Annotated in this window: 23 protein-coding genes; 9 read left to right on the top strand and 14 right to left on the bottom strand. The window is 55.8% G+C overall.

All coding sequences use genetic code 11. The annotated features are described in order from the left end of the window. Positions 1–204: 204 nt before the first annotated feature. Complete coding sequence (locus tag HS100_22905) at positions 205–1,737, bottom strand: hypothetical protein (protein MBE7436780.1); 1,533 nt, start codon at positions 1,735–1,737, stop codon at positions 205–207. Between the two features lie 627 nt (positions 1,738–2,364). After that, positions 2,365–4,458 carry a hypothetical protein gene (locus HS100_22900; GenBank protein ID MBE7436779.1) on the bottom strand — a complete coding sequence of 698 codons (2,094 nt, stop codon included), beginning with the start codon at positions 4,456–4,458 and terminating at the stop codon, positions 2,365–2,367. A gap of 389 nt (positions 4,459–4,847) precedes the next feature. On the opposite strand from HS100_22900, the gene HS100_22895 reads away from it, so the two are divergent. Both HS100_22895 and HS100_22890 read left to right on the top strand, forming a co-directional pair. Then, entirely contained in the window at positions 4,848–5,873 is a 1,026-nt protein-coding gene (locus HS100_22895; protein ID MBE7436778.1) for a hypothetical protein, read from the top strand. A 199-nt stretch (positions 5,874–6,072) separates the two neighbouring features. Further along, positions 6,073–7,566: a hypothetical protein gene (locus tag HS100_22890; GenBank protein MBE7436777.1), complete on the top strand. Its 1,494-nt coding sequence runs from the start codon at positions 6,073–6,075 to the stop codon at positions 7,564–7,566. Positions 7,567–8,022: 456 nt separating this feature from the next. On the opposite strand, the gene HS100_22885 is transcribed toward HS100_22890, so the two are convergent. From HS100_22885 to HS100_22870, 4 genes are all read right to left on the bottom strand, one after another. Next, the gene (locus tag HS100_22885) at positions 8,023–8,280 is read right to left on the bottom strand and encodes a ferredoxin (protein MBE7436776.1); all 258 of its coding nucleotides are present in this window, start codon (positions 8,278–8,280) and stop codon (positions 8,023–8,025) included. 289 nt (positions 8,281–8,569) lie between these two features. Further along, entirely contained in the window at positions 8,570–9,244 is a 675-nt protein-coding gene (locus HS100_22880; protein MBE7436775.1) for an iron-sulfur cluster assembly scaffold protein, read from the bottom strand. 144 nt (positions 9,245–9,388) lie between these two features. Then, positions 9,389–10,588 carry an aminotransferase class V-fold PLP-dependent enzyme gene (locus HS100_22875; protein MBE7436774.1) on the bottom strand — a complete coding sequence of 400 codons (1,200 nt, stop codon included), beginning with the start codon at positions 10,586–10,588 and terminating at the stop codon, positions 9,389–9,391. Then, a complete protein-coding gene (locus HS100_22870; GenBank protein MBE7436773.1) occupies positions 10,585–11,013 on the bottom strand; it encodes an Rrf2 family transcriptional regulator in 429 nt (142 codons plus the stop codon). Before HS100_22870 ends, HS100_22875 begins: the two co-directional genes overlap by 4 nt. A gap of 74 nt (positions 11,014–11,087) precedes the next feature. On the opposite strand from HS100_22870, the gene HS100_22865 reads away from it, so the two are divergent. After that, complete coding sequence (locus HS100_22865; protein MBE7436772.1) at positions 11,088–12,233, top strand: hypothetical protein; 1,146 nt, start codon at positions 11,088–11,090, stop codon at positions 12,231–12,233. A gap of 12 nt (positions 12,234–12,245) precedes the next feature. Here the strand turns inward: HS100_22865 and HS100_22860 are convergent, their stop codons facing one another. Then, positions 12,246–13,196: a redoxin domain-containing protein gene (locus HS100_22860; GenBank protein ID MBE7436771.1), complete on the bottom strand. Its 951-nt coding sequence runs from the start codon at positions 13,194–13,196 to the stop codon at positions 12,246–12,248. Between the two features lie 114 nt (positions 13,197–13,310). Here HS100_22860 and HS100_22855 point away from each other — a divergent pair, with 114 nt between their 5' ends. From HS100_22855 to HS100_22845, 3 genes are all read left to right on the top strand, one after another. Further along, on the top strand, positions 13,311–13,757 hold the full coding sequence (locus tag HS100_22855; protein ID MBE7436770.1) for a host attachment protein: 447 nt from the start codon (positions 13,311–13,313) through the stop codon (positions 13,755–13,757). A 70-nt stretch (positions 13,758–13,827) separates the two neighbouring features. Next, the gene (locus HS100_22850; protein ID MBE7436769.1) at positions 13,828–14,127 is read left to right on the top strand and encodes a hypothetical protein; all 300 of its coding nucleotides are present in this window, start codon (positions 13,828–13,830) and stop codon (positions 14,125–14,127) included. Between the two features lies 1 nt (position 14,128). After that, positions 14,129–14,485, top strand: coding sequence for a hypothetical protein (locus HS100_22845; protein MBE7436768.1), 357 nt, complete (start codon positions 14,129–14,131; stop codon positions 14,483–14,485). A gap of 19 nt (positions 14,486–14,504) precedes the next feature. Here the strand turns inward: HS100_22845 and HS100_22840 are convergent, their stop codons facing one another. Next, on the bottom strand, positions 14,505–15,149 hold the full coding sequence (locus HS100_22840) for a hypothetical protein (protein MBE7436767.1): 645 nt from the start codon (positions 15,147–15,149) through the stop codon (positions 14,505–14,507). 118 nt (positions 15,150–15,267) lie between these two features. On the opposite strand from HS100_22840, the gene HS100_22835 reads away from it, so the two are divergent. After that, positions 15,268–15,489 (top strand): helix-turn-helix domain-containing protein, encoded by a 222-nt coding sequence (locus tag HS100_22835; protein ID MBE7436766.1) that lies wholly within the window; start codon positions 15,268–15,270, stop codon positions 15,487–15,489. Positions 15,490–15,543: 54 nt separating this feature from the next. Here the strand turns inward: HS100_22835 and HS100_22830 are convergent, their stop codons facing one another. Beyond that, positions 15,544–16,335: a hypothetical protein gene (locus tag HS100_22830; protein ID MBE7436765.1), complete on the bottom strand. Its 792-nt coding sequence runs from the start codon at positions 16,333–16,335 to the stop codon at positions 15,544–15,546. A gap of 357 nt (positions 16,336–16,692) precedes the next feature. Between HS100_22830 and HS100_22825 the strand changes: the two genes are divergently transcribed. Further along, positions 16,693–17,226: a thioredoxin family protein gene (locus HS100_22825; GenBank protein MBE7436764.1), complete on the top strand. Its 534-nt coding sequence runs from the start codon at positions 16,693–16,695 to the stop codon at positions 17,224–17,226. A 1-nt stretch (position 17,227) separates the two neighbouring features. Further along, positions 17,228–17,941: a cytochrome c biogenesis protein CcdA gene (locus tag HS100_22820; protein MBE7436763.1), complete on the top strand. Its 714-nt coding sequence runs from the start codon at positions 17,228–17,230 to the stop codon at positions 17,939–17,941. A 228-nt stretch (positions 17,942–18,169) separates the two neighbouring features. On the opposite strand, the gene HS100_22815 is transcribed toward HS100_22820, so the two are convergent. The 5 genes from HS100_22815 to HS100_22795 form a co-directional block, all read right to left on the bottom strand. Beyond that, positions 18,170–18,949 carry a DUF3298 and DUF4163 domain-containing protein gene (locus HS100_22815; protein ID MBE7436762.1) on the bottom strand — a complete coding sequence of 260 codons (780 nt, stop codon included), beginning with the start codon at positions 18,947–18,949 and terminating at the stop codon, positions 18,170–18,172. Positions 18,950–18,973: 24 nt separating this feature from the next. After that, a complete protein-coding gene (locus HS100_22810; GenBank protein MBE7436761.1) occupies positions 18,974–20,155 on the bottom strand; it encodes a quinone-dependent dihydroorotate dehydrogenase in 1,182 nt (393 codons plus the stop codon). A gap of 57 nt (positions 20,156–20,212) precedes the next feature. Next, positions 20,213–20,383, bottom strand: coding sequence for a hypothetical protein (locus tag HS100_22805; protein ID MBE7436760.1), 171 nt, complete (start codon positions 20,381–20,383; stop codon positions 20,213–20,215). Positions 20,384–20,550: 167 nt separating this feature from the next. Beyond that, positions 20,551–22,353, bottom strand: coding sequence for a translational GTPase TypA (typA, locus tag HS100_22800; GenBank protein ID MBE7436759.1), 1,803 nt, complete (start codon positions 22,351–22,353; stop codon positions 20,551–20,553). A gap of 112 nt (positions 22,354–22,465) precedes the next feature. Further along, complete coding sequence (locus HS100_22795; protein ID MBE7436758.1) at positions 22,466–23,392, bottom strand: bile acid:sodium symporter; 927 nt, start codon at positions 23,390–23,392, stop codon at positions 22,466–22,468. Positions 23,393–23,495 lie beyond the last annotated feature (103 nt).

Raw genomic sequence — 23,495 nt, 5'->3', positions numbered from 1 at the left:
AGTAGACGTTTTTTTCGCCACCGGCGAAGAGGGTCGTCACCCATGAGATTGGAGGTTGTGTGCTTCGCCGCCGGCGAAACGCGGTGTCCTTTCACCGAAGGTGCATAATATGCGCATATCTGTTCAAACAAGCAGACCGGTCATCCCAATTCATGCAAGACAAGAGAAGCTGAATGGCGTTCGGAGGCTTCGATGCATCTTGTGTCAGGCGGCCGTGATTCCCGAAGTAGGGGCCTTGGGAATGCGTCGCTCGCCGATGCCGAGCTTGGTGCTGCCAGGCCATTGATACGGAGCCGACGCATCGGCTTCGTACTCCCAGGCGGGTTCGCCTGCATGAACGAGCGGCAGTTTCACCACCGGCATGTTCCGCTCGGTTTTGACGATGCTCGGAAAGCTCGATTGATACTCCCGTCCGATGATGGAGGAAGATGCCGTTTCGGAAGCTGCGAGGGACTCCGAAACATTCACCTTGCGTCGAATGCCGGAATCCTCCTTGGATGCCGACAGGGTTGTCCGGGCAGACGGCATCACCGCAAACATGCGCTGGGTTACATGACCCGGTTTCTCGCCCTCAATCGATGCCGGCAGCCCGAGCTTTGAGCGAATGAGCTCGACCGCGCCGCGCGCGAGCAAAGGCGCGGGCATGCGATCGATATACACGGGAGCGCTTTCTTCGCCGCAGGCGGTCCGAACAGAGCGCACGAGGTTCCGGAACTCGGCATCCAACGCATTGGCGCGCTTCCGTTCCGACTCCGATGCGCGGCGATACTCCTCGCGTTCACCGCGGAGCTGCTCCGCGGCGCTTCGGGATTGCGCTGCCGGAAAATTCGACTGCGCGACAAGGCGTTCCGCGACATACTGGTGGGCCTTCTTGTAGTAGTCGCGCTCCGTTGCGAGCTGATGGCTGTGGAGCTCCAAACGGTCCTTTGTGATGCGGAGCTGTACGATCTCTCGTTCTGCGGCGCCCTTTGCGGATCGCATTCTCCGCAACTTATGCACGGCGCCGAGGAATCCGATGAAACATACCGCGAGAAGTCCCGCGAGGCTCCCCATGAGATGGAGACTGATGCCGCGAATCACAGGGACGAGCGCGGCAAGGAATGTCGTGCGGGCAGCCGAGAAAGTGGACATGGACGGCTGTGCCGGCAACGGGCGCGACGGGGTGGTCTCGCCAACGCGGACGACGGACGGGGCGTCGGAACCGTTCACGTTCTCGATGATTGGCCATTCACGTACGCCGACCGCGATCTTTTTTACTTCTTCGATCGCGCACGCGGCGGTGGAGCATCGTCCCATGTTTCCGAGCACGTCCTGCTGTTCGGAAAAACTGCGGTATGTGCTGCCGGATACGGTAAGCGTGCTCGAAGGCAGCATGTATACGTACTGCTGTTCCGTGGAACAGCGTTCCCACACGGCATTGGACCGCCGATCTTCCACCGTGCGCAGGCCCGGGCTCATGGCGAAGCGTCCGCCGGTTTTGCAAAGCGCCAGGGTTTTCGTGGGGTTTTCTGCCCGAATGGCATGCGGCGTGATGCCGATGGCCTTGGCCATTTTGCGCGTGTCGATATTGGCCCCGGCATGCGTACGAATACGCAATGCCTGCGACCCATTCTCGCGTTCGATGGTATATCCCGCTCCGCCGGCGATACTGCTGTCCTTCGCGGACGAAATACCGCTCGACGATACAAGTGCGGCCGCCGCGAAAAACGCGGACCAAATGTGACGATTTCGTCTCATCGTTCGCTCCTTTTTGTTGATGGTTTTAAGGTTCGGTTCTCGTGTTTGTGGAAAGGAAACGTTTGAAAGAGTGAGAGAATATCCAAAAGAGGAAGAGTGTTTTTATCACAAAAAGACGATTCTGTCAAGGGAGACAGGGGCGGTTTCGCTCGGGGTTCGAGTCTAGGGTGAACAGCACATGACCTACGAACCTACGGTCTTACGGACCTACGAACCTACAGACACAAGGGCCAAAGGGAAGGAGTTATGGGGAAGATTGTGAGTGGGAGCTATTGGCAATTGGGAAAAGGGCACAGGGCTAAGGGCGAAGAGAACGGGTTTCGGATCTCGGTTAGAATTATGCCCCCTACGCAACTACGTACTCTTCCCCCTCCACAACCACGTACTACGCCCTACGTAAAACCCTGCACCATACTTCCCGTTCTCTATATACCTCGCGATTCGTACAACGCAAAACGCCCCTCACAATAGGGGGCGCTTGGAAGTGCGTTCTTTCGCTCGCCTCCGGCGAACGGGGTCCCGCGAACCCGAATGTGCTTTGGACGTTATATTCCGCCGGCGGCGGTTTGCGGTGTCCGAACCGCGATGTGCAACATACTGGAAAGGGCTGTTGCCGCCCCTGATCGCCTACCCGGCGATCGCGGCCCAGTACTGCTCGTTCAGCAGCTTACCGGGCTTGAAGGTGTGTGTCTCGCCTTTCGCGCTCTCCCACTGAAAGTTGCGGTTGAGCAGTTGGGCGAGACGGCGGATGATCGGGAGTTCCGAATCATGTTCGAGCCTGAACGTGACGTGTCCCTCCACGATGTCTGCGAAGGCGTGAATGCCGGAAAAGGCCGCGCGCCGCTTTGGACTTCTGGTGTCGAGTGTCGAGATGGTTCCCACGGCCGGAGGGGTCATGGTTCTGCCGCTCTTTGCCGGTTCGAGACCGATGGATTCGATCTCGGCCGATGCGGGCTTTTCCCCGCCAACCTGAATGTCATGGAAGGTCGGCATGCGATTGGTGGTCGGCTGCCTCTCCGCCTCATAGAGGCGGATCCGAAGACCGGCATTCTGCCCTTCGAGCTCCGCGAGGCGGATTTCGAGCGCAGCATGTTCGGTTACGAGCCTCTCGATGTCCTCCGACGCCGTACGCTGCTCCTGCCCTGTCGGAGTTTCCGCCGGCTTGGCAGACGCCTTGAGATGGAAGAGCTTTTCCGCGAGCTCTTCGCAGCGACGGCGGAACCGTTCCAGCGTGCTGTCCGAGGACACGAAGTCGATGCGCTCCGAGAGCGTTGTAAGCTCCGTCTCGCTCGAGGCCGCGAGAGACTCGAGAAGCATGCGCTTCTCTTCGAGCGCTTCGTGGATGTCTTCCAGCGCTCCCGCATCGAAGCAGGCTTGCGCCTGATCGATGGCGGGAAGGCCGATGACCTGCCGGACTTCGTCGATGCCGCGACGATAGGATTCGTCTGCGGTTTCGACAAGCCGGAGCACATCCCGTTCGAGTTCGTCGGCAGGACGTTCCTGATAGCCGTCCGGAGGAGCGCCTCGGAAGCGCACGTAGAGCTCCGCAAGAAAGTCCTTGAAGGACCGTTCCTGCTTCTGCCGTTCGTGCACCGCCGAGATTTCCTCGAGCCGAAGCTTGGTCTCCACCTCCTGCGCTACGGCCGCGGTCCGGCTCGACTTGAGCACCGTTACGCGCTCATTGATGCGTGCGATGTCGGACGGTTCGAGCGCGGCGGAAAGCGATACCTGACCGCCATTCACGTTCCGCGCCAATTCCCCGAGCGCGCCGTGGACGCCGTAGAACCGTTCGACGACCCTGTCGGCGATGACGGACAGGAGCTTTTTCGGATCCTGTCGTACGCCCGGGAGCGGCCCGTTTCCGAGCACACTCTTGTTGAGCTTCAGCACAGCGTTCCGAATGGCATCCTGCAGGTCCGAACATTCCGAGGACAGGTGCGCGGATTGCGCCTCGATCTTCGGGAAAGCCGTGCTGTAGCGCTGAAAGCGCATGGCGCGGCTTCGTTCGCGGACGGCGACGACGAGACCGATGAGCGCCAGGACGATCGCGCCCCAAAACGGTCCGTCCCCCGTACCTTCCGTCTTCACGATGGCCAATGCAGGCGGCGGTGGCGCTGGAGGCGGCGGAGGTTGAATCGCGGCCGGTTTGTCCGGCGGCGGCGCAACAACCGTATTTCCGATACCGGATCCGGGATGCGCCAGCGCATCCTTGCCCGAAACGCGGCTGGCCGTCTCGAGGAGGCATGTACGATCCGTGCAGCTTTCGAGCGTCGAAAGCACCTGTTGCTTCTCATCGAAGCTCAAATGCTTCTTGCCCTTCAGCACCAAAACGGTGCTGTACAGCATGTACACGTACTGCTTTTCCTTGGGACAATTCGCCCACACGGCATTGGTTCGCCGTCCCTCGGGATCCTTGATCCCGCGGCTCATGTCGAAGTGCCCCGGACGCGTCTCGCAGACTGCGAGCGTGCCCGTGGGATTGTCCTCCCGTATGGACCACTGGTCCGTACGGAATATCTCCGCCAACTTGTGCGTGTTGACGTTCTTGTGGGGGAGAATCATGAAGTAGGTCCACTCCGGATTCCCATCCCTCGGATGTATGACCTTGAAGTTCACGCCTTCCACCGGAGGATTGCCCTGTGCGGACACCCTCGCGGCAAAGAAGAGAACGGCAAGGAACCCCGAGAGAAGCACACACCACAGATGTCTGAGGCGATGCATCAGGCTCTCCTTTCACTGTTTGGTTTCAAAGGTTCAAGCAAAGCTTCCATAGTCTCAACCTGACATTCGGCTTCCCGAACGTCAACCCGAGACGACATACCCGCCTGTCAAAGCGGATGTGACACTCCATCATACAATGGCGGCTATGTCAAGCTACCTCGCCTCGAAAAACAATGCATTTCAAAGGGTTTCAAGGTAGGATACAGTCCATGAAACATTTCCTGATTTTCGGGAATCATCCCCGTATTGCGCTTGCCGAGTACAGGATTGTGACGCATGCGGAGCAAAAACCGATCCTGGTGGACTATGGAGCTATTGAGGAGAACCAGGAATGGGACGGCAATGGGTTGATGGATAGGCTGGCGGGAACCGTAAAGCTCGGAGATATCGTGAACAGCATCCCCTCCCGCGACATACGGACGGAAACGTTCGCGGATATCATTCAGTCCTTCCCTCGCGGTTCGAATATCGCCTTCGGTTTCACCGTCCTCGGAGGAACGGAGAAGGAACGCCGTTCGCTGTTGCATATTCCGATTGCCCTAAAACAGGTTCTGAAAGATCGCGGCATACGCTGCCGCTGGGTAACAAGCAAGGACGGCAAGCCTCTTACTCCCGCTGCCGTCGCAAAATTGAATCTGACGACGGACGGATATGATTTTGTCGTTCTTGCTGACCGCGCGCATGTTCATATCGGACTCACAACGCATGTGCAGAATGCGGACGCATGGAGCGAACGCGACTACGGAAGGCCGGTCCGCGACGAAACCGCGGGCATGCTCCCGCCCAAGCTTGCGCGCATCTTGGTGAATCTTGCTGATATCCGGCCGGGGCAAACCGTGCTCGATCCCTTTTGCGGAAACGGCACCGTGCTCATGGAAGCGGCTCTGGCCACGCAAGCGGCGCGCATTATCGGTACCGATATCGATGCAAAACAGACGGCGTCGTCCACACAAAATATCGAATGGCTCATTACGCGGGGTATTCTTTCGCGCAGTGATCAAAAACGCATCGAGCATGCCACGGCGGATGCGCGTTTTCTTTCAAAACGTTTTGCGGAGGGGAGCCTGGACCGGATTGTGACGGAGGGATCTCTCGGCCCCCCACTCAAAGGAAGCGAGGACGAACGCGCGCTTAATATCGTTCGAAAAAACATTGAAGAGCTGTGGACCGAGACGCTCCGGGAGCTCCATCCGCTCCTATCTTCTGATGGAAAACTCATTATGGTGTGGCCGTCATTCCGGACCGCAAAAGGAAGCGCGGCCGCGGAATTGTCTTCCGATACGCTGGCAAAACTCGGATATGACCTGATTCATCCGCTTGAAGGATGGGAGAACAGGCCGCGACCGCTCCTGTATCACCGAGAGGGGCAAAAAATCGCCCGCCGTATTTTGGTTCTCCGTAAAAGAACCATTTGAACATCCGGCCAGGGAGGCTCTCGTGAAACGAGACGGAGATAATGCGTGTACAATACAGAGTCGAGAATGCCGAGTGAGGTTGACATAATGGCCTTTTTCTGGCATACTCGCATGTTCGACCGTACTGTATTCCGACGGAATATGCCGGTCAAACGCAAAAACTTGGACTTCGACATTCCAACACAGTAAGGAGAACGGAATGGGAACAACCCCTCGTCCAAAGCAGGAAACGGGTTCCACGGGTGACGGCAAGGTTCTCACGAATCTGAACCGCGCCCGGAGGCTCAAGCTCCTGCTCGAGGCCAACCCCGGCCTTGCCGCCGCGCAAATCGAAGTCGATGCCGGCGAATACATTGTCCGTCAGGGAGATTTCGATCCCGAAGGACTTCCTCACGCCTACCTCGTTTTCGACGGGGAGGTAGAAGAGCGTCAATCGCACTTTTACCCGGGCATCGGGCACAAGGAGATTACGGTTTTCCGAGTGCCGGAAGGCGGCATCGCCTTTTCGCAGGCGCTATACCCGGTGTATGCGAAAATGCCCGCCGTCACGAGCGTGGTGGCGATCACGCCCGCGCTGGTGTTCATGCTCCGGAACGAACACCTTCTGGACCTGTACGAACGGGATCCGGAGCTCTTCCAGCTCCTCAAGGTGGAATATCAAATGCGCATGCAGGTGCTCTCCACCATGCACGAAATGGCGAAGCTCCACGAGCTGAACGACCGGGCCACGGCGCTGGTGGAAGAGGCGCGACCATTCCTCCGCGAACACGGATGGAATATGAACGCCATGATCGAGGTGATGAACCGCCACACGGCGCTCATCGACGAAGCCATGGCGCATGCCTCGGATGCGAAAGGCAAGTCCGCAGAAGCGTTCATGGAGCTCGAGGGCGAACGCGAACGCATGCGGTATCGCTGGCGGGGCGCAGAAATGTACGTGGATCGGCTCCGCAACATCGCGGAGTTCGCCATGGGCGTTATCGAACGCCTCGGCGTGAATACGGAAGAGCTCGGCATCGGACGCCGGCATTTGGACATGACGCCGGAAGAGAAAACGCTCTTGTACGGAGAATCACTCGAAGAACTCCAGGCCGTCAAACACGGACTTCCGGCACAGAAAAAGCCTTTCGTCGAAAATCTCCGCGAGGAGGATATCGACGGAGCGTTATCCAAGGCGCTTGCCGCCGTGTCCACGCGGCTCGTACACCAATCCGTGCCGCCCGCAGTTCCGAGCGTGCGCGTGGGAACGAAGCCGCCCCCTCCCTCCGAGCAGGAAGAAGATCTGCCGCATGCGGAAATCTGCGAAGACCGCATTACGCAGGTCTTCGACATTCTGCCGCCCAGCGTCGGCACGCCGAATGTTCCGCCGGATCAAGCGATGCCGTCCGGGGAAGAGGCCGCTGCGCACGAAGACGGCGTGATTCCCGCCTTTGAGCCGCCTACCCTGGCTCGGCCATTCAGGCCGAAGCTGCCGCACTCGGGTCATGCCATATCGGTCGACGCCGCCCCTGCCGTTCCTACGCCTCCCGAACCTTTCACGCTCGAAGAAGCGCCCACCGTTCCTTCATCCCGCCTGGGATTCACCTGCCCGTCGCCGACCAGTCCCGGCGCATACCGGCTGTCCGACGATCACGGCACAACCACCTCCACCATGGAAACCGTGGTTCTGCCGCCGACGGAAGGTAAAAAATAATCCTCATCAAAAGCCCCGCATCCGAAAAAATGCGGGGCTTATCTTTTGAGACGTTATCTCATGGAAATACGAGGACGGAAATACAAAATGGCGTTTACGATGCGATGCTTTGGGAACCGATGTCCCTCCAGCAACGGACGCGAGTTCTGACAAAATGTACCACATCGCTGTATTGGTCAGCGAGTTTCGCGTCGAGACAATTCTTCGTTACCATTTGAGCCTTTATACTTCTGATGTTTACCTTTATCCCAGCAATGTCTGACTTCATGGTCTGACTTCATGCCGCCGATTTCGGACTTCACTTCTTGAGACTGTTCGTCAACATCGCGCCCGAACGCCAACAGCGCTTCAAAATGTCAGCATTTGTTGATTCAGTATTCATATATCAATTCAGTATCAGGCCGCGAAACCTCGTGCAAGCCATCATAACGCAGCAAAAATATCCGTGTATGCGCATCACGCTTCCGGATAGATTTGATTTCCGTCTTCGTCGTATAAAATGATCGCCTGCGTGGGACATGCCTGTGCCGCAAGCAAAATGGTCTCCGCGTCCGCGCCATTCGGATCCACTACATACGCCTTATTTTCTTCATCGAGTTGGAACACGCCGGGCGCGACGGTCACGCATGGCGCCGCGCCAATACAGAGTTCTCGGTCCACGACGACCCGGGAAATGACGAGGGGTTTCTGTTGTTTGTGTCCGTCTTCATTCATAAGAAGGCTGCGTAGGGGAAGATTATAGCTTGGATATGTTGGCAATGAGTAATTGGGAATTGATAAAAGGGCTAAGGGCACAGGGAAAAGGGAACCAGTTAAGGATTATTGGTTACTGGTTATGGGATTCGGGGAGAATTATGCTCCCTCTACAGAACCACGTCCTACGCAACGACGTACTCTCCCCCTACTTCCCACTCCCTCCTCCCGCATTGGCTCACGGCCCATAACTCATGTCTAGGGCCTACGCAACTACGCCCCCTACTTCCCTGTTCCGCACCGGTCCCCATCATACACCAAAATATTTTTCCTTATAGAACCGGATAAGCTGTTCTGCCTCCGGGATGCAGGAGGGATCGCCCGTGCCCACCTTGGTTTTTTCCTGAACTTTCTCAAACGTGTCCGCGCCATCAAGTACGGCTTCTTCGATATCTTTGTCCGTAACCTTCGTGACCTTGTCGATGAGGCGGCCGAATTCTATTTCGATGAGATCGTTTTTTCCGGTCCTACGATACCAGTCATTAATGGCCGATCGGAGCGCTTTGTCCCCCAGCACCGAACAATGAACCTTCCGGGCCGGAAGACCGCCGAGCCGCTCCATAATGTCCTGCGGCTTCAGTCGGCGGGCTTCCTGAAGGGTCATGCCGCCGTTCTCCGTGACCATAAGGGACATCATGGATGTTGACGCAATCGCGGAAGCGCAGCCAAAGGTCTGCCACTTCAGATCGGTGATGCGCTCTGTATTTGAATCGACTATGATCCAAATTTTCATGGCGTCCCCGCAGGCGGGCGAGCCGACCATGCCCATAGCCGCGTTCGCATACGCCGATTCATCCTGCATAAAATTCCTCGGATGAAAAAAATGATCCTTCACGGGATCGGCATAAAACCAGCCTTTCGCGTCTTTTGCGTCGACGATGTCGCCTTTCCGGGCATCGGTTGTCGGGCGTTGAATGGGGTCCATAGAAAGTAAGTTGTGAGTAGAGAGTAGGTTGGGTGCAGACGTGGAGCGTGAATCTAGGAACAGTTCTAGAGTTGTAGGGTTCTAGAGTTATGGGGCTGGAAACAATACCCCACAACCCTGAAACTCTAGAACACTGAAACGGTTCTATTTCACGAAATGCTTCATATCCAGATTCACGGGGCTCATGTGGCGGAGTTTTTCAACAATGCCAGGCATCATCTTAATGACATACTGAATGTCTTTTTTCGTCGTTGAACGACCCAGACTGAAACGGATGGACCCATGGGCGGCTTCATAGCTTAGGCCGGTCGCAAGAATGACATGCGACGGATCGAGCGACTGCGATGCGCAGGCAGAGCCGGTGGATGCGCACATGCCTTTTGCATCCATGTAAAGAATGGCAGCCTCGCCTTCGATGTCGAGGAAGGAGATGTTCACGATATTCGGAAGGCGTTTCTCCGGATGCCCGTTCAATCGCGACTTCGGGATGCGAAGGAGGCCTTCCGTAAGCATGTCGCGGAGCATGGCAAGCCGTTCGGATTCGAGGGAAGACATATCCTGCGAAAGATCGAGGGCTCTCGCAAGCCCGACAATACCGGGAACATTTTCCGTACCGGAACGGAGATTCTTTTCCTGCCCGCCTCCGAGAATCATGGGCCGGAGTTTGACCCCGCGCTTCCCAAAAAGCACGCCAATCCCCTTGGGACCGTAGATTTTGGAGCCGTTCATGGTGAGCAAATCCACGTGGAGCTTTTGGACGTCCATGGACAAATATCCTGCGGCCTGACAGGCATCGGTGTGAAAATACGGATATGCCGAAGCCTGCGCCGTCCGCCAGCCAAGAATCACGCGGCCGATATCTGCAATGGGTTCGATGGTGCCGATTTCATTGTTCGCATACATAACGGAAACCAGAACGGTTTCCGGGCGGAGCGCCTTTTGTACGTCCTCGGGCAATACCAGGCCATAACGGTCTGCGGGAAGAACCGTAAGGTCGATCGTTCCTTCCTTTTCTCGCCGCCGCAATGGTTCCAGAATCGCCGGATGTTCGATGGAGGATGTAATAATGTGAGCCTTCGGCAGTTTTGCCGCGCCAATCACTCCTTCGACGGCCAAATTATCGGACTCCGTTCCGCCGGACGTAAAGAGGATTTCATCCTCGCGGCAACGGAGATGCGCGGCAATGCGCTCTCGCGCATCGTGTACGGCGCGTTTTGCCGCGAGACCGAACGAATGAAACGAAGAAGGGTTCGCATAGACCTCGGTAAAGTACGGGCGCATAGCCTCAACAACCCGGGGATCGGTCGGGGCGGTTGCGGCGTGATCGAGATAGATGTGCTTCATGGGGAGAGGCGAATCGCGCAGATATCCGCCAGCGTTTTTTGGCGGAGAGCGTCACGAATATGTTCCTGAAGAAAAAACCAAAGATGCTTTGAATGGCACAGATGCGAAACGGGGCAGGAGGCCGTACCGGTTTGGCAATCCACGAGCTCCACCGGCCCTTCAAGGGCGATGAGAATGTCTTCCGCACTGATTGTCTTCGGATTCCTCGCTAGACGATAGCCGCCTTTTGGTCCGGTTTTTCCGATAACAAGATGATGCGCTTTCAGGGATGCGGCGATTTCCTCCATATACCCTTCGGAAAGACTCATGGCGTCCGCCACATCGCGAAGCGCTGTGTACTCGCCGGTTGCATGCGACTCCGACAGCTTCGCCATAAGAATCACTCCGAGATGCGCGCGGGCCGATACGCGGAAGATGCTTTGCATATTTCCTAGCTAGGTACCAGGAATATACGCACCGCCATGAAGGGCGTCAACCAGAACCTGTTATGATATGCATTATGAAACGCCTGTTTTTCATTCTCGTCATTTCCGCCCTGCTCGGCCAGGGCTGTTTCGCTGTTACCGGAACCGTTCCTTCAGTGGAGTCCGATGCACCGGCTCCGGAGGGCTTCGCGGCGTTCCGGAAAGGATTCGGTTTTATCCCGGGCCCGTCGCCGTTCGCGCGTCCGGACAGCGCCTCTCTCCCGAATATCGTGTGGAAAGAAAGGCCGCCCGCCGTGTCGAATGAAGTGACGGTTCTTCGTCAGGCGCCGACCATTCCGGGCGCACTCCTCCTCCAAAATCTCACGACAGCGCTCCGGATTCCGGCCGGCACGCTCGAAGCAAATCCTTCCGTTCAAGGCCTGACGGCCTCATGGAAAGACGGAAGCGGATTCCTGTGGTCCTATGACGCTTCAACGGGAGCGGTTGCCTTTGAACGCATGAGCGGTCAAGGCCCGCTCACCGTTCCATCGCTTCCCGATGATGAAAGAATTGTGAACGCCGCGCAGGCCTTTTTCAGTTCCCGCGGCATTGGCCAGCAGGGCTGGGGCGAACCCACGCTCGCATTCTCGTGGAATAGCTGGTGGTTCAACGAAAGCAAAAACGGAACGTGCATGACGCAGGCGTCGGTGGCGGCCATAGCGTCCATTGCCAGGGAAGAACTCCCCGTCCCGTCCGGAACGCCGCAGCTCCCTCTGCGATCACATGCCGCTTGCGTAAAGGAAGAATTTCCGAACATGCAAACCGTGGAGTTTCATCTGACCAAGGATGCGCAGGACGTGTTCGACCGCATGGGGGCGCGCATAACAGGAGCTCGGGCATTTGTGCGCGCATCCGATATGTCGGTCATTCGGGGATGGTTCCTGCTCAATCAGGACGTGGAGCGTTCCAATTATCCCGCCATAACCTCGGAAGACCTTACGGCCCAGCTGTTATTGGGCGGCATCGGCGGATTCGGCGAACTGCCGCGGAACGCGTCCGTAGAATTTACGAAATTTGAAACGGGACTCTATGCGCATCAAGCCTCCGCAGACGGCATTCCGAGGACTTTCTATCTTCCCGCAATACGGGCGCTCGGCTCCATAACGACGGAAAACGCCAGCGATTCGTTCGCGGTGATCGTCCCTCTTGTGCGGGAAGACCAGTACACCCGGACGGAATAACGCGCAAAGCGATTACGCGCATCCGCCAAAGGTAACTGCGTATAGTTGAATGCCTGCGCCAAGAGGGTGAATGGTCAGGCGCTCACGAAGATGCGTTCCTGAAGAGATCAGCCGGTACATACGGGGCTCCGTAACAGAAATAACCGTGCGTCCGTTTGACTCGGTTACATCTTCGCCGCGGACACGAGCGGGCACCGGTCTTCCATTCAGCCGGATCTCGAGAACAGCGGGCGCCCACGAACGGATGACGAGATTGACTTCGGCCGCGCGGAATTCCATGTTCAGCTCCGCATCCGGGTCCTGGCTTGATTCGATATGCTCTCCATGTACCGTCCAGCGGCCTTTTGCATACACGCGGTCCTGATCGTGCTCATTCGACGCATCCACGAACAACGTTTCGATATCATGAAACCGAGCTGGAGCATTCGCCAAACGTCCGCGGATATATCCGAGATATGTTTCCGGCGTCGTCGGATGGCACACGCGTCCCGCCGCGCGCTTGGTTTCGTCATCGGATGCGAGTTCGCCGGGAGGGAGACCAAGGACGTCGCGGATATTCCGTTCGGTTTCTTCGTAGGCGCCTTCGCCGATGTGATCGTAGACAATGCGTCCTTCGCGGTTTATTAAAAATTTCCTCGGCCAATACTGGTTCGCGTACAGATTCCATATCTGATAGTCCGAATCCATAACCACGGGATACCGGATTCCCTCTTTTTTTACGGCCATGCGGACATTTTTCGGTTCTTTCTCAAATTCGAATTCAGGCGTATGAACACCGATAATAACGAGACCGGCCGATGCATACATCTCATGCCATTGATTGAGATATGGCTGGGTACGCTGGCAGTTGACGCAGGAGTATGTCCAAAAATCGATGAGCACCGGTCTGCCGCGGAGACCGGCCATGGTAAGCGGTTCGGAATTAATCCAGGTTAGATTCTGGGGAAATTCGGGAGCGGTCATGAAGGCAGGGAGTAGGGAGTAGATACGGGAAGTATAGCGCTTTTCATCAATGAATTCCTGCTACTTTTCCCCTCTGTTTACTCTCCTCCACGCGCGCATTACGATACCCGCCATATGCAGCTCCCCAAAGACCTCCAGCATTTTCCCGATCCCACGCTTATCGTTCTCACCGATGAGCAGGAAGCGCGCATATTCCTTGCGGGCGGCGATGCATACCAAACGCTCGACAGCCTTGCTCTGCCGCGCGAATTCAAAAGCGACGCGGAAGGATCATTTGTAAGCTCGGACGGTTCGCGCGTGGGCGGTCCGTCGAGCGACCTCCATGATACGCCTCGAAAAGAGGCTTTCGCGAAAACCGTTGCGGAAGCCATCACACGCTATGTCCGCGAAGGACATGCCGTCGTCGTTCATCTCGTTTCCCCGCCGGAAATGCTGCATCTCATCCAAGCACGTCTCCCTGCCGATGTGAAACCGCATATCGCAAAGACGCTCGCAAAAGATCTCATGAAAAACGATATTCTCGATGTGATCAAACGGCTCTTTACCCTGCCGGGGGCATGATTGACGTTGTGAACAAGATTTGATACCTTCCGTCCTTCACACGGCGGATGTTTTTCGAAAGGAGGCGCCTGTGAGATACCGTATTGTGCACCATGACAAACAAACGTCTTTGCGCGCAGGCGATCGTCTGCTTGTGAACGCCGATACCGGGCACGCAAAACTCACGCGCGGCGTCGTTCATCTCCGCTTCCTGGACGAGGGCACGGATTCGCTCGACAATCAGATGGACCTGGGCTCGAATCTGTCCTCCCAGACCGTCACAAGCTTTCTCGCAATGATGTGCGCGCTCACGGGGCTCTGCGCGGAACTCGTGGAGGGCGGGGGGCGCATCTATGTGTTCGAGTTTCAAAACGTAACAAAGGAGTCGTAGCATGGAGATCCCCCAGCGCTTCGGATATATCGGGCAGGAAACCCGTCTCGAGGCCGGAGACAGAATCGTCTTCAACCGACCGAAGAGATATATCGCCTTCGTCCGCAACGGCGTTTCCCTCTCCTTCGGAACCGCGTTCGATGCCGACCGAAAACTCTCCTTCCCGTTCGGAAACACGGAGGAAGACGGCGACATCCTCGCCTTCGTCCTCAAACTCATCAAGCTTCTCACTCCGTTCGAAACTGTGGCCGCCCCTGTTACGGACGAGGCGCTTATCTGCTTCGAGCTCCGCCTCCCGGATGAAAAACACCCTGCGGACGAGGAAACGGATATCCTCCATCATCCGGCCTTTCGCTGATCTACGCGCCAGTTCCTGTTCAACGGGGACTGGCGTCTTTCGTTTTTCGCCATAGCCAGCCCGCAAAGCCGGCAAGAAGAACGCCGGTGAGTGCGGCGAGCAGCAGCGATTCGCGCGATGATTCTCTCTGGAGTTCCGGCACGGTTGCGGCAAGCGAGGGGCGTATAATCGCAATACGATTGTACGCTGTGAGCGTCATTGCTGTTTCAAAAGCCTCTCCCCTCTTATACCGGATTACATTCTCGTGCGTCGGAAAGGCATCCGTAAATACGTCCGTCTCCAGCTGAAACGGCGAGCCTTCCTTTGGACAGCGCACAAGGCCGCGAACGGTAATGCCGTCGGCATATGCGTCGACAAGCTCGGTCGGGACCGTATCCAGCATCGCGTCCCAGTCGCAGGGTTTTCCGTTTTGGGTCAGCTGTATCCGCCCCTCGACAAAGGCGGTGAGCAAGCTTCCCGATTCATGAAAACGGGCAAGATCAAGCTCTTCATTCGCGCTCGTGCGGACAATCAAAAATGCCTCATGAGGAAGCATGGAAACCACAAGCTCGGTTCCGGATGCCGCGGACTCTATATCGAACAATGAAAAGCTCTCGCTGTCTGCAAAAACCGCGTTTGAAGGAACGATCGCGAAAAGGAGGAAAAAAAGGATACGCCGTCTCATGACAGGAGTCAGTATACCCTTTCTTTTCAGAACATTCCGCTTTTTCTGGGGAAAACGAGGATATATGTCAATCCCCCTTGACCATTTTTTCAATGTCTGATATCTTTGTCATCACGTTATGGCCAAAGAACATACAATCTATAATTGTCTTCGCAATCTCCGACAGGAGAAGAAGATTACTCAAGAGCAGCTCGCGAAAGCGGTCGGCGTCAGTCGCCAGACAATTTGCTCCATGGAGAAAGGCGACTATGTGCCGTCCCTCTCTCTCGCATTGCTCTTGGCGCAACACTTCAATCATCCTGTTGAACATGTGTTTCAGCTGAAACGCGTTTGCGAATAAAAAGAAAAGAGCGAGAAACGCCGACCCAGAGGGGTCGGCGTTTTGCATTTTGCATTAGGTTGCCGACAACGGCAGAAAGACGACAGTCGCCGCTGCCATGCCAGCGAGCGTCCACATTACGCCGGGGTCGATGATCGGCTGATAGCTCGATGAGAGCTCGGTGGTCGCCATGGAACGTACCGCCTTCTTGGCCTTAGCGTGAGAACCAACGCGCAGTTCATTGATGACCGATGTCGGGTCATTTTCGTCCCAGCAGGAGCAAACGCCTTTCGAGTTCCCGGCGCTGTTGTACACCCCGATGCAGGACTGATTGTTCTTGCGGTAGATGGCAACGTGCAGATCGTAGATCGGCTTCGACAGGCCTTTCATGCTGACCCGCGTTGCATGATAGTAGACGACTTTCTTTATGCAACCGCCCACGTATCCGTACCGAAACCCGCTCGTGATTTTCAACGGACCGTAACCGCCGGGAGTAATCGACTGGGTTGAAGAACCCGGCCCGTCCGACGATGTCCCGACCGTGACGCCGACGATGTCCGCCCCTTGCTCCAGGAGGGGCCATGCGTGGGATACATAGGCATCCACGCTGTACGCATGCGGTCCCGCAACGAACTGTGCGTCGAATCCCTGGCCGTCCGGAGCCGTCGAGAGCTGATAGAGGTCTGCATCCCGATCTCCGCTCTCGGCAGACGCATTCCCCTCTCCGCCGTAGCTCGCAGAAAAACTGCATGCCGAATCGCCGTTCGTGGCGTAGTAGGCGTTGCAATCGTCCTGCGGTCCGCAGGATGCTGCCGCCATGGCGAGCGGCGCCGCGAGAATGGTGAGCAGGTTCAAACGATTTCCCATGGTACGCTCCATTGTCTGGGTTGTATGAAATGTGCCTTTCAAACGTAGTCAGATCAGGAAAGTATGTCAAACAGGGAGTAGGGTTGCGTAGGGCGTTGGCCATGCGGCGAGCAGGATGCGAAAAGTACGTGGGACGTGGTTCGTTGGGAGGAAGAGTACGTAGTTGCGTAGGGGGCATAATTCTAACCGAGACCCGAAACCCATTCCCTTTGTCCTTAGCCCTTTCCCAATTCCCAATTGCCAAAAACCCCCAGCTACACCTCATCTGACCTCTCCATTGCAAACATCGCCTTGAAACGGTCTTTTCCTCTGACGAAGGTTTATGGTTCACAAAACCTGGTGTTATAGTTGTTTGATATGAAAACCTCTCCCGTCTTTTTCGCCACAATCACAAGTCTCGCCCTTCTTGGACAAGGGTGCCTGGCATCTCCCTCCCCTTCCGCCACCCTGCCGGAACCCGCGCTTCGAGAAACGTCTCAAACTCCCCCCGAAGAGGGGGGTCCGAAAATAGACGCTGACGAAAACCTGCTCTCGGTAAATACTGCCGGAACCGCGACATATTCCGTATACACGAAAGATGCCTATGAAGCCGCGCGAAAGAACGGGAATCCTATTATCCTATTTTTCTACGCCAACTGGTGTCCCACGTGTTCCGCAGAAGAACCCGTCTTCCGGACGGAGATTTCACAAACCGCGCGCGCGATAAAAGCATTCCGCGTGAACTATAAAGATACGGATACGGATGAGGACGAACGATCGCTCGCGAAGACATTCGATATTTTTCTCCAGCATACCTTTATCTATCTTAATAGCGACGGAACCGAGTATACGCGAACCATCGGAACACAGGGCGGCAATACCATACGCCGGAATATCAAAGGACTCCGCTGATATGCTTCAAGTATTGTTTGCCATTCTCGCGGGCGCCGTAACGATCGGCGGTCCGTGCATTCTTCCCCTTTTGCCGATTATTCTCGGGACGTCGACCGTGCGCGCTCATGCCTCGAGACCGCTGTTTATCGTTCTGGGCTTTGTCATGTCTTTCACGTTCTTTGTTATTGTCTTTGCGACGGTTGGACGTTCGCTTGGCATCGATCCGGAACTGTTCCGAAAAGGCGCGGCCATCCTCATAGGACTGTTCGGGCTTACCATGCTTTTTCCGAGCATTCAGGCTCGTATCTTCGCTGGTCTCGAACCGCTCGCTCGCAAGCTTGCGCCCAAGGCGGATCCGCAGAACGCAGGCCTCTGGGGCGGTTTTGTCTTGGGTGTTTCACTCGGACTTGTATGGAGTCCGTGCGCCGGTCCCGTGCTCGGGTCGATTTTGACCCTCATTGCCGTGGAACAGCAGCTCGCACAGACCGCCGCGCTTCTCTTCGCTTACTCTTTGGGAGCCGGTATTCCGATGCTCCTTATTGCCTATGGAGGACAAGCCGCCACGAACAAGGTGCGGGTTATCGCAAAACATGCCGCAACGATTCAACGGGTGTTCGGACTTTTTATTCTTCTGGTGGCTCTGTCGCTCTATACAGGCGCGGATACGGTTTTCCAAGCCTATCTCATTCAGCGATATCCCTGGCTCTTTCTAAACCTCAATCTCAACTTATAAAAATGGCATTCTTGAGTTTTCGGATCTCGGGGTTCGGGTCTAGGATGAAGCCGCTTACCTACGAGCCAACGGTCTTACGGACCTACGAACATACTGAGTGCAAGGGCAAAGGGCAAAGAGAACGGGTTTCGGATCTCGGTTAGAATTATGCCCCCTACGCAACTACGTACTCTCCCCCTACGCCCTACGCAACTACGTACTCTTCACCCCTGCGCAATCCGAATGATTCTATCGAAACAGGACATGTCGCGTCCCGGGAATAACACTCCAGGGAATAATGACTTCCTGCGGGCCGGCGGCATATGCCGCCACCTGATACGGCGGAAAGATCACGGCAAGCCCGGCGTCCGTGATATATACATGCCGATAATTTTCCATGGAAGGCCCTGCGCCGTTCTGTATCCATTCGGCATCCGAGATATCCCTTGCGGCAAGTTCCTTTTGCGCGGCGTCAGATGCGGCCAGAAGATCGGATGCCTCGGAAAAGACCTCTTCCGCGCTCACGAAACGCTCCTTCTGCACGAGGTAGATGAATGTTTGATAAAAGCTGTTCGGGTGCGCTCCGCCCTGATACATACTGCCGTCAATCACGACGGACACAAGCGACGGCGAAGTGTACGGAACGCGATAGTCGGATGACAAAAGCCAGTCTCCGGCATCGGATGCGCTGCCAGCGGCTTCGAAATCTTTCTTAAACTGATCGACCGTGCCGTCGATGTATGCCTTCATAGCTTTGTTGAAGGTTTCGCGGGACGACGTACTCCCGCCAGCCTGCAGTTCCGGATAGCCCATGCGGATATCAAGACTCCGTTTTCGCTCTTCGAAAATTTTTGTGGAAATGCCAATCTGCTCCGCCAGTTTTACGAGCGTCTGCTCGACCTCCGCGCGGCTCTGCTCATGCAATTCCGGGGTCAAATAATAATTCGCCAAGATGAGCCGGTCCCATCGGTCGGCACAACCCGCGCCTACGAGAGCGAGAAAGATGGGAAGAATGAATACGCGTCGCATGGTGAAGATATTGTACACCGCTTTTCAGGCGGATCGGGCTATGGATGCATTGCGAACGTCAATGCCCACGGCCTCGCGGACGGAGGCGAATCCGTCTCGCTGCAGTAATCGCGCAAGGCCGCGGTTGATTTCTCCTATGTGTTGCGGGCCATTGTAGATGAGGCCGGTTACGAGCTGCACGAGGGAAGCACCGCGGCGGATTTTTTCATAGGCATCCTCCGCCGAAAATACACCTCCACACCCAACGATGACGAATTCACCGCCCGCGAGGACATAAAGACGGGAGACGAGATTATTTGAAATGTCCCGAAGAACGACGCCGCTTATCCCTCCCTTGTCGTGTCCGGCAATTTCATCCCGGTAGAGGCCCGGAAGATCTCGGCGCTTTGTAAGATTCGACGCGATGAATCCATGCAAACGGTGGCGCCGACTTACGGAAACGATTTCCCGAAGGCCGTTTTCGCCGATATCGGCAGGCAGTTTCAAAAAAACGGGTTTTTGCGTCGGAATCGCATCCAGCTCGGCAAGCAGTGCATCAAGACGTGCCGGATCGCTGAACAGCTCTCCTCCATACGCGTTCGGGCAGCTGATATTGACGGTGAAATAGTCGCCAATGGCGGAGAAAGCGCGAAACGCCTTGGCATAATCGCGGATGCCGGACGGAATATCCACGGTCGCTGGCGAATTCGTTTTCGCAATACTCGTGCCTACTGGAAAACGGAGTCGCCTGTTCCGCAGACGATGTGCGATAACCTCACAACCTTCGTTCTTCAAGCCATAATGGACGAGAATGCCGCGGGATTTTGGCAGGCGCCACAAACGCGGCTTGGGATTGCCCTCGCAAGGCTCGCCGGTAACAGATCCAATTTCTTCGAAACCGAAGCCAATGGCAGCCATGATGTCCGTGAGCCGCGCGTCCTTGTCGAATCCGGCGGCAAGACCGATCGGATTCGCAAAACGGATGCCGAGGATGTTTTGTTCGAGCGCAGGATGCCTGTAATGGAAGCAGGCCTCCGCCGCCTTTCGCGTAACGATATGCGAACCGAGAAAACTCCCTATGTTCGTCATGCGGTCATGGACAGCTTCGGGATCACGGCGGAAAAAATACGGCTTGGCAAAACCCCTATAGGCCATGCTCCACAACGCGGTAGCGAACATGGACAAAGCATACGCCACTAAAAAAATAAGGCCAGATGCTGGATCCATAGCCAGGCCATACAAAAACGCCCTTGAGAGGGCATTTTTGTCCTGCAAACAGAGCGCTTATTTTTTAGCCCCGTTTGCGCAACACTTGCAGTTCCCGCCCATGAGCTTGGTGAGGCCGATGAGGGTTACGAGAAGCGGCCAGGCCCATGCCGTGAACGATGCGCTCACAGCATCAAAGGCCTGCAAAAGGAACACCGCGCCGATCAGGGTAATGAAGAGCGGCACCATTTTATGATGAGGGCATTTGCATCCCCCGCTGATTCCGCAATTTGCACAGGTCATTCCCATAGAAACACATTAATGAATAAGATGCTTCTCATCATACCTCAAAAGAGCCGTGGCAGGCCACGGAAGGATATGCGGATCAAAAAACACCCCGGGATTCGATAGGATGTTTATGCCTGGCCGGCCCGCTTTCGTTCATGCGGTTTTAGAAGCTGTTTCCGTATGCGGAGGGATACAGGAGTCACTTCGAGCAATTCATCATCGCCGAGATACTCCATGGATTCTTCAAGGCTCATGAAACGCGGGGTATCCAGCCCTTCGGCCACGCCTTCGCCTTTGGAACGCATGTTCGTGAGCCGCTTTTCCTTGCATACGTTCACTTCCATGTCTTCCGGACGAGAGTTCTGCCCCACGACCATACCTTCGTACACCTTGGCGCCGGGACCGATAAACAACTGGCCGCGCTCCTGCGCATTCTGAAGACCGTAGGAATTTGCCGTTCCCGTTTCAAAAGCGATCAATGATCCATGCGGAGCGGCTTCAATGGTCCCCAGCATGGGGCGATATTCCAGAAAAACGGTGTTCAAAATGCCCTGGCCCTTGGTGTCCTTCATGAATTGATTGCGATACCCAATGAGTCCGCGCGTCGGGAAGACGCATTCCAGATACGTCGTGCCACTTTCCATACGCATGTCGAGGATCTCCCCTTTGCGCTTTCCTATGTTTTCGATAACGGAGCCGCTCAAGGCTTCCGGGCATTCGATGGATGCTTCTTCGAAGGGCTCCATTTTGACGCTGTTCTCTTCGCGGAGAATCACCTGCGGCCGGGAGACCTGAAGCTCATATCCTTCGCGACGCATGCGCTCGATGAGGATGGCCAAATGCAATTCTCCGCGGCCGGAAACGATGAACGTGCTATCGCTCGAGCCAGGTTCCACCTGGAGAGCAACATCATTCTGAATTTCACGTTCCAGCCTGTCCTTGATGTTCCGACTCGTCGTGAACTCCCCTTCCTGCCCGGAGAACGGGGACGTGTTCACACCGAATGTCATTTTGACGGTCGGTTTTTCAATGGCGATGACGGGCAGGGCCTCGGGATGCGCGGGATCCGCGATGGTTTCGCCGATATTCAAATCGGAAATGCCCGCAAATGCCACGATGTCGCCGGCCACGGCCTCCTGAACCTCAACCTTGCCGAGCCCCATGAAAGAAAATACAGTGCCAATTTTAGCCGAGCTTGTTTTGCCTTCGCGATTTATCCATGCCACCGCGCCCGGCTTGAACGTGCCGCGCACCACGCGGCCGATGCCAACCTTCCCTTTGTAATTATCGTAACTGATGTTCGCAACGGACACCTGAAGCGGACCGGAGGCGTCATTCTTCGGCGCCGGTATCTCATTCAGGATGCTCTCGAAGATTGGTTTGACGTCAGTCATGGACGCGAGATTCGGCTCGGCGCCGGCTTTCCCCTGCTTGGCCGATGCATAGATAACCGGAAAATCCGCCTGAGCATCCGAGGCGCCCAAATGGACAAAAAGATCGAATGTTTGATTCAACACCCAGTCCGGACGCGCATCCGGCTTGTCGATTTTATTAATAACAACAATGATGAGATGCCCCGCCTCGATGGCTTTTTTGAGCACAAAGCGCGTCTGCGGCATTGGGCCTTCTTTCGCATCCACGAGCAGGAGAGCCCCATCGACGAGATTCATGATGCGTTCCACTTCTCCCCCGAAGTCTGCGTGTCCCGGAGTATCCACGATATTGATTTTGGTGTCTCCGTACACCACGGCGCAGTTTTTGGAGAGGATGGTGATCCCACGTTCGCGTTCCAAATCATTCGAATCCAAAATCGTCGTCCCCTCGAGGCCGCGTTCGCGAAACGTATCGCTCTGTTTGAGCAGAGCGTCGGCGAGCGTTGTTTTACCATGATCGACGTGGGCGATGATGGCGATGTTGCGGATATTCGTCATGCGCGTAAAGCGGCCGGAGTATATCCGATATCCGAGTTTTTATCAAGCCCGATACCCAAATCCACACGTTCGCATCACGCGATCACACGCATTGCCATACGGCACAGGCCTGCTATGGCAGCAGTCGCATGCGGCACACGCGCTTCCAGACGGGTAAAAGCATCGCCCACGGCAAAATCGCAAGAACAAGAGCGAGGACGGTCACGGGATCCGAGAAATATTTTGAGGAAAGATAAATGGCGAGCGTAAAATTCATATACGTAAGACACACGGAAATTGTGAGCCTGTCCTCGCGCGTTTTCCACCAGAGCCCGTAATAGCCGATAAGATGCAGGAGGACGAAAAAAACAAAAAGGATAAAGAGCATCCGCAATAGCGCGCCCCCGGATGCCAAACTGCCGAGAATTTCCGAAGCATGCGCGGCGATAGCTGAGGCGATAACGAGACCCAACAGTACGAGCGAAAATGGCTTGCTTTTTGCATTAATCGTACGGACGGCGTTCGGCATTACGCGTTTCAAAATCATCGCAACCGCGAACGGCAGCAAGATGACGAGCAACAGGCTCTTAAACATGGCAAACGCATCAACCGAAATCGTCTGTCCGTACGCGATTTTTGTAACGATAGGGATGCTCAAAGGCGCAAAAAGCGAGCTCGTAACAGTAAGGACGAGCGCAAGCGCCTGTCTGCCGCCGATGACTTCCACGAGCAATGGCGACGTCATGCCTACCGGCATTGCCGCGAGGAGAAATAGCGGGAATGCAAGATCCGGCACTATGGACGGGGCAATGATCCTGACAGCAAATGGAAGAAGGATAATCATAATGGCATTAGACGCGAGCAAGAGCTTCCAGTCCTTCCCGTGTTTTATGATTTCCGCTCCGTTCAGCTTTAAGCTTGAAATGAGAAAAATCGCCTGAAGAAGCAGGGTGTTATACGGAACAAGCGCGCGCGTGGCGGGAACGAGCAGACCAAAAAGAATGGCGGCCGCCAAGATGGCGATATATGACTCGGACAGGAGCCGGAAAGAAAATCGCATGGGAGCAGTATAGGATGGAATGAAAGTACGGCACAGGACGTCGTTGCGTGGTTGCGCAGGGGGAAGAGTACGTAGGACGTAGAGCGTAGAGGGTGCAAAGTCC

The organism is Anaerolineales bacterium, assembly GCA_015075725.1.
Lineage (GTDB): Bacteria > Chloroflexota > Anaerolineae > Anaerolineales > Villigracilaceae > Villigracilis.
This window is presented reverse-complemented; position numbering and strand designations above follow the sequence as displayed.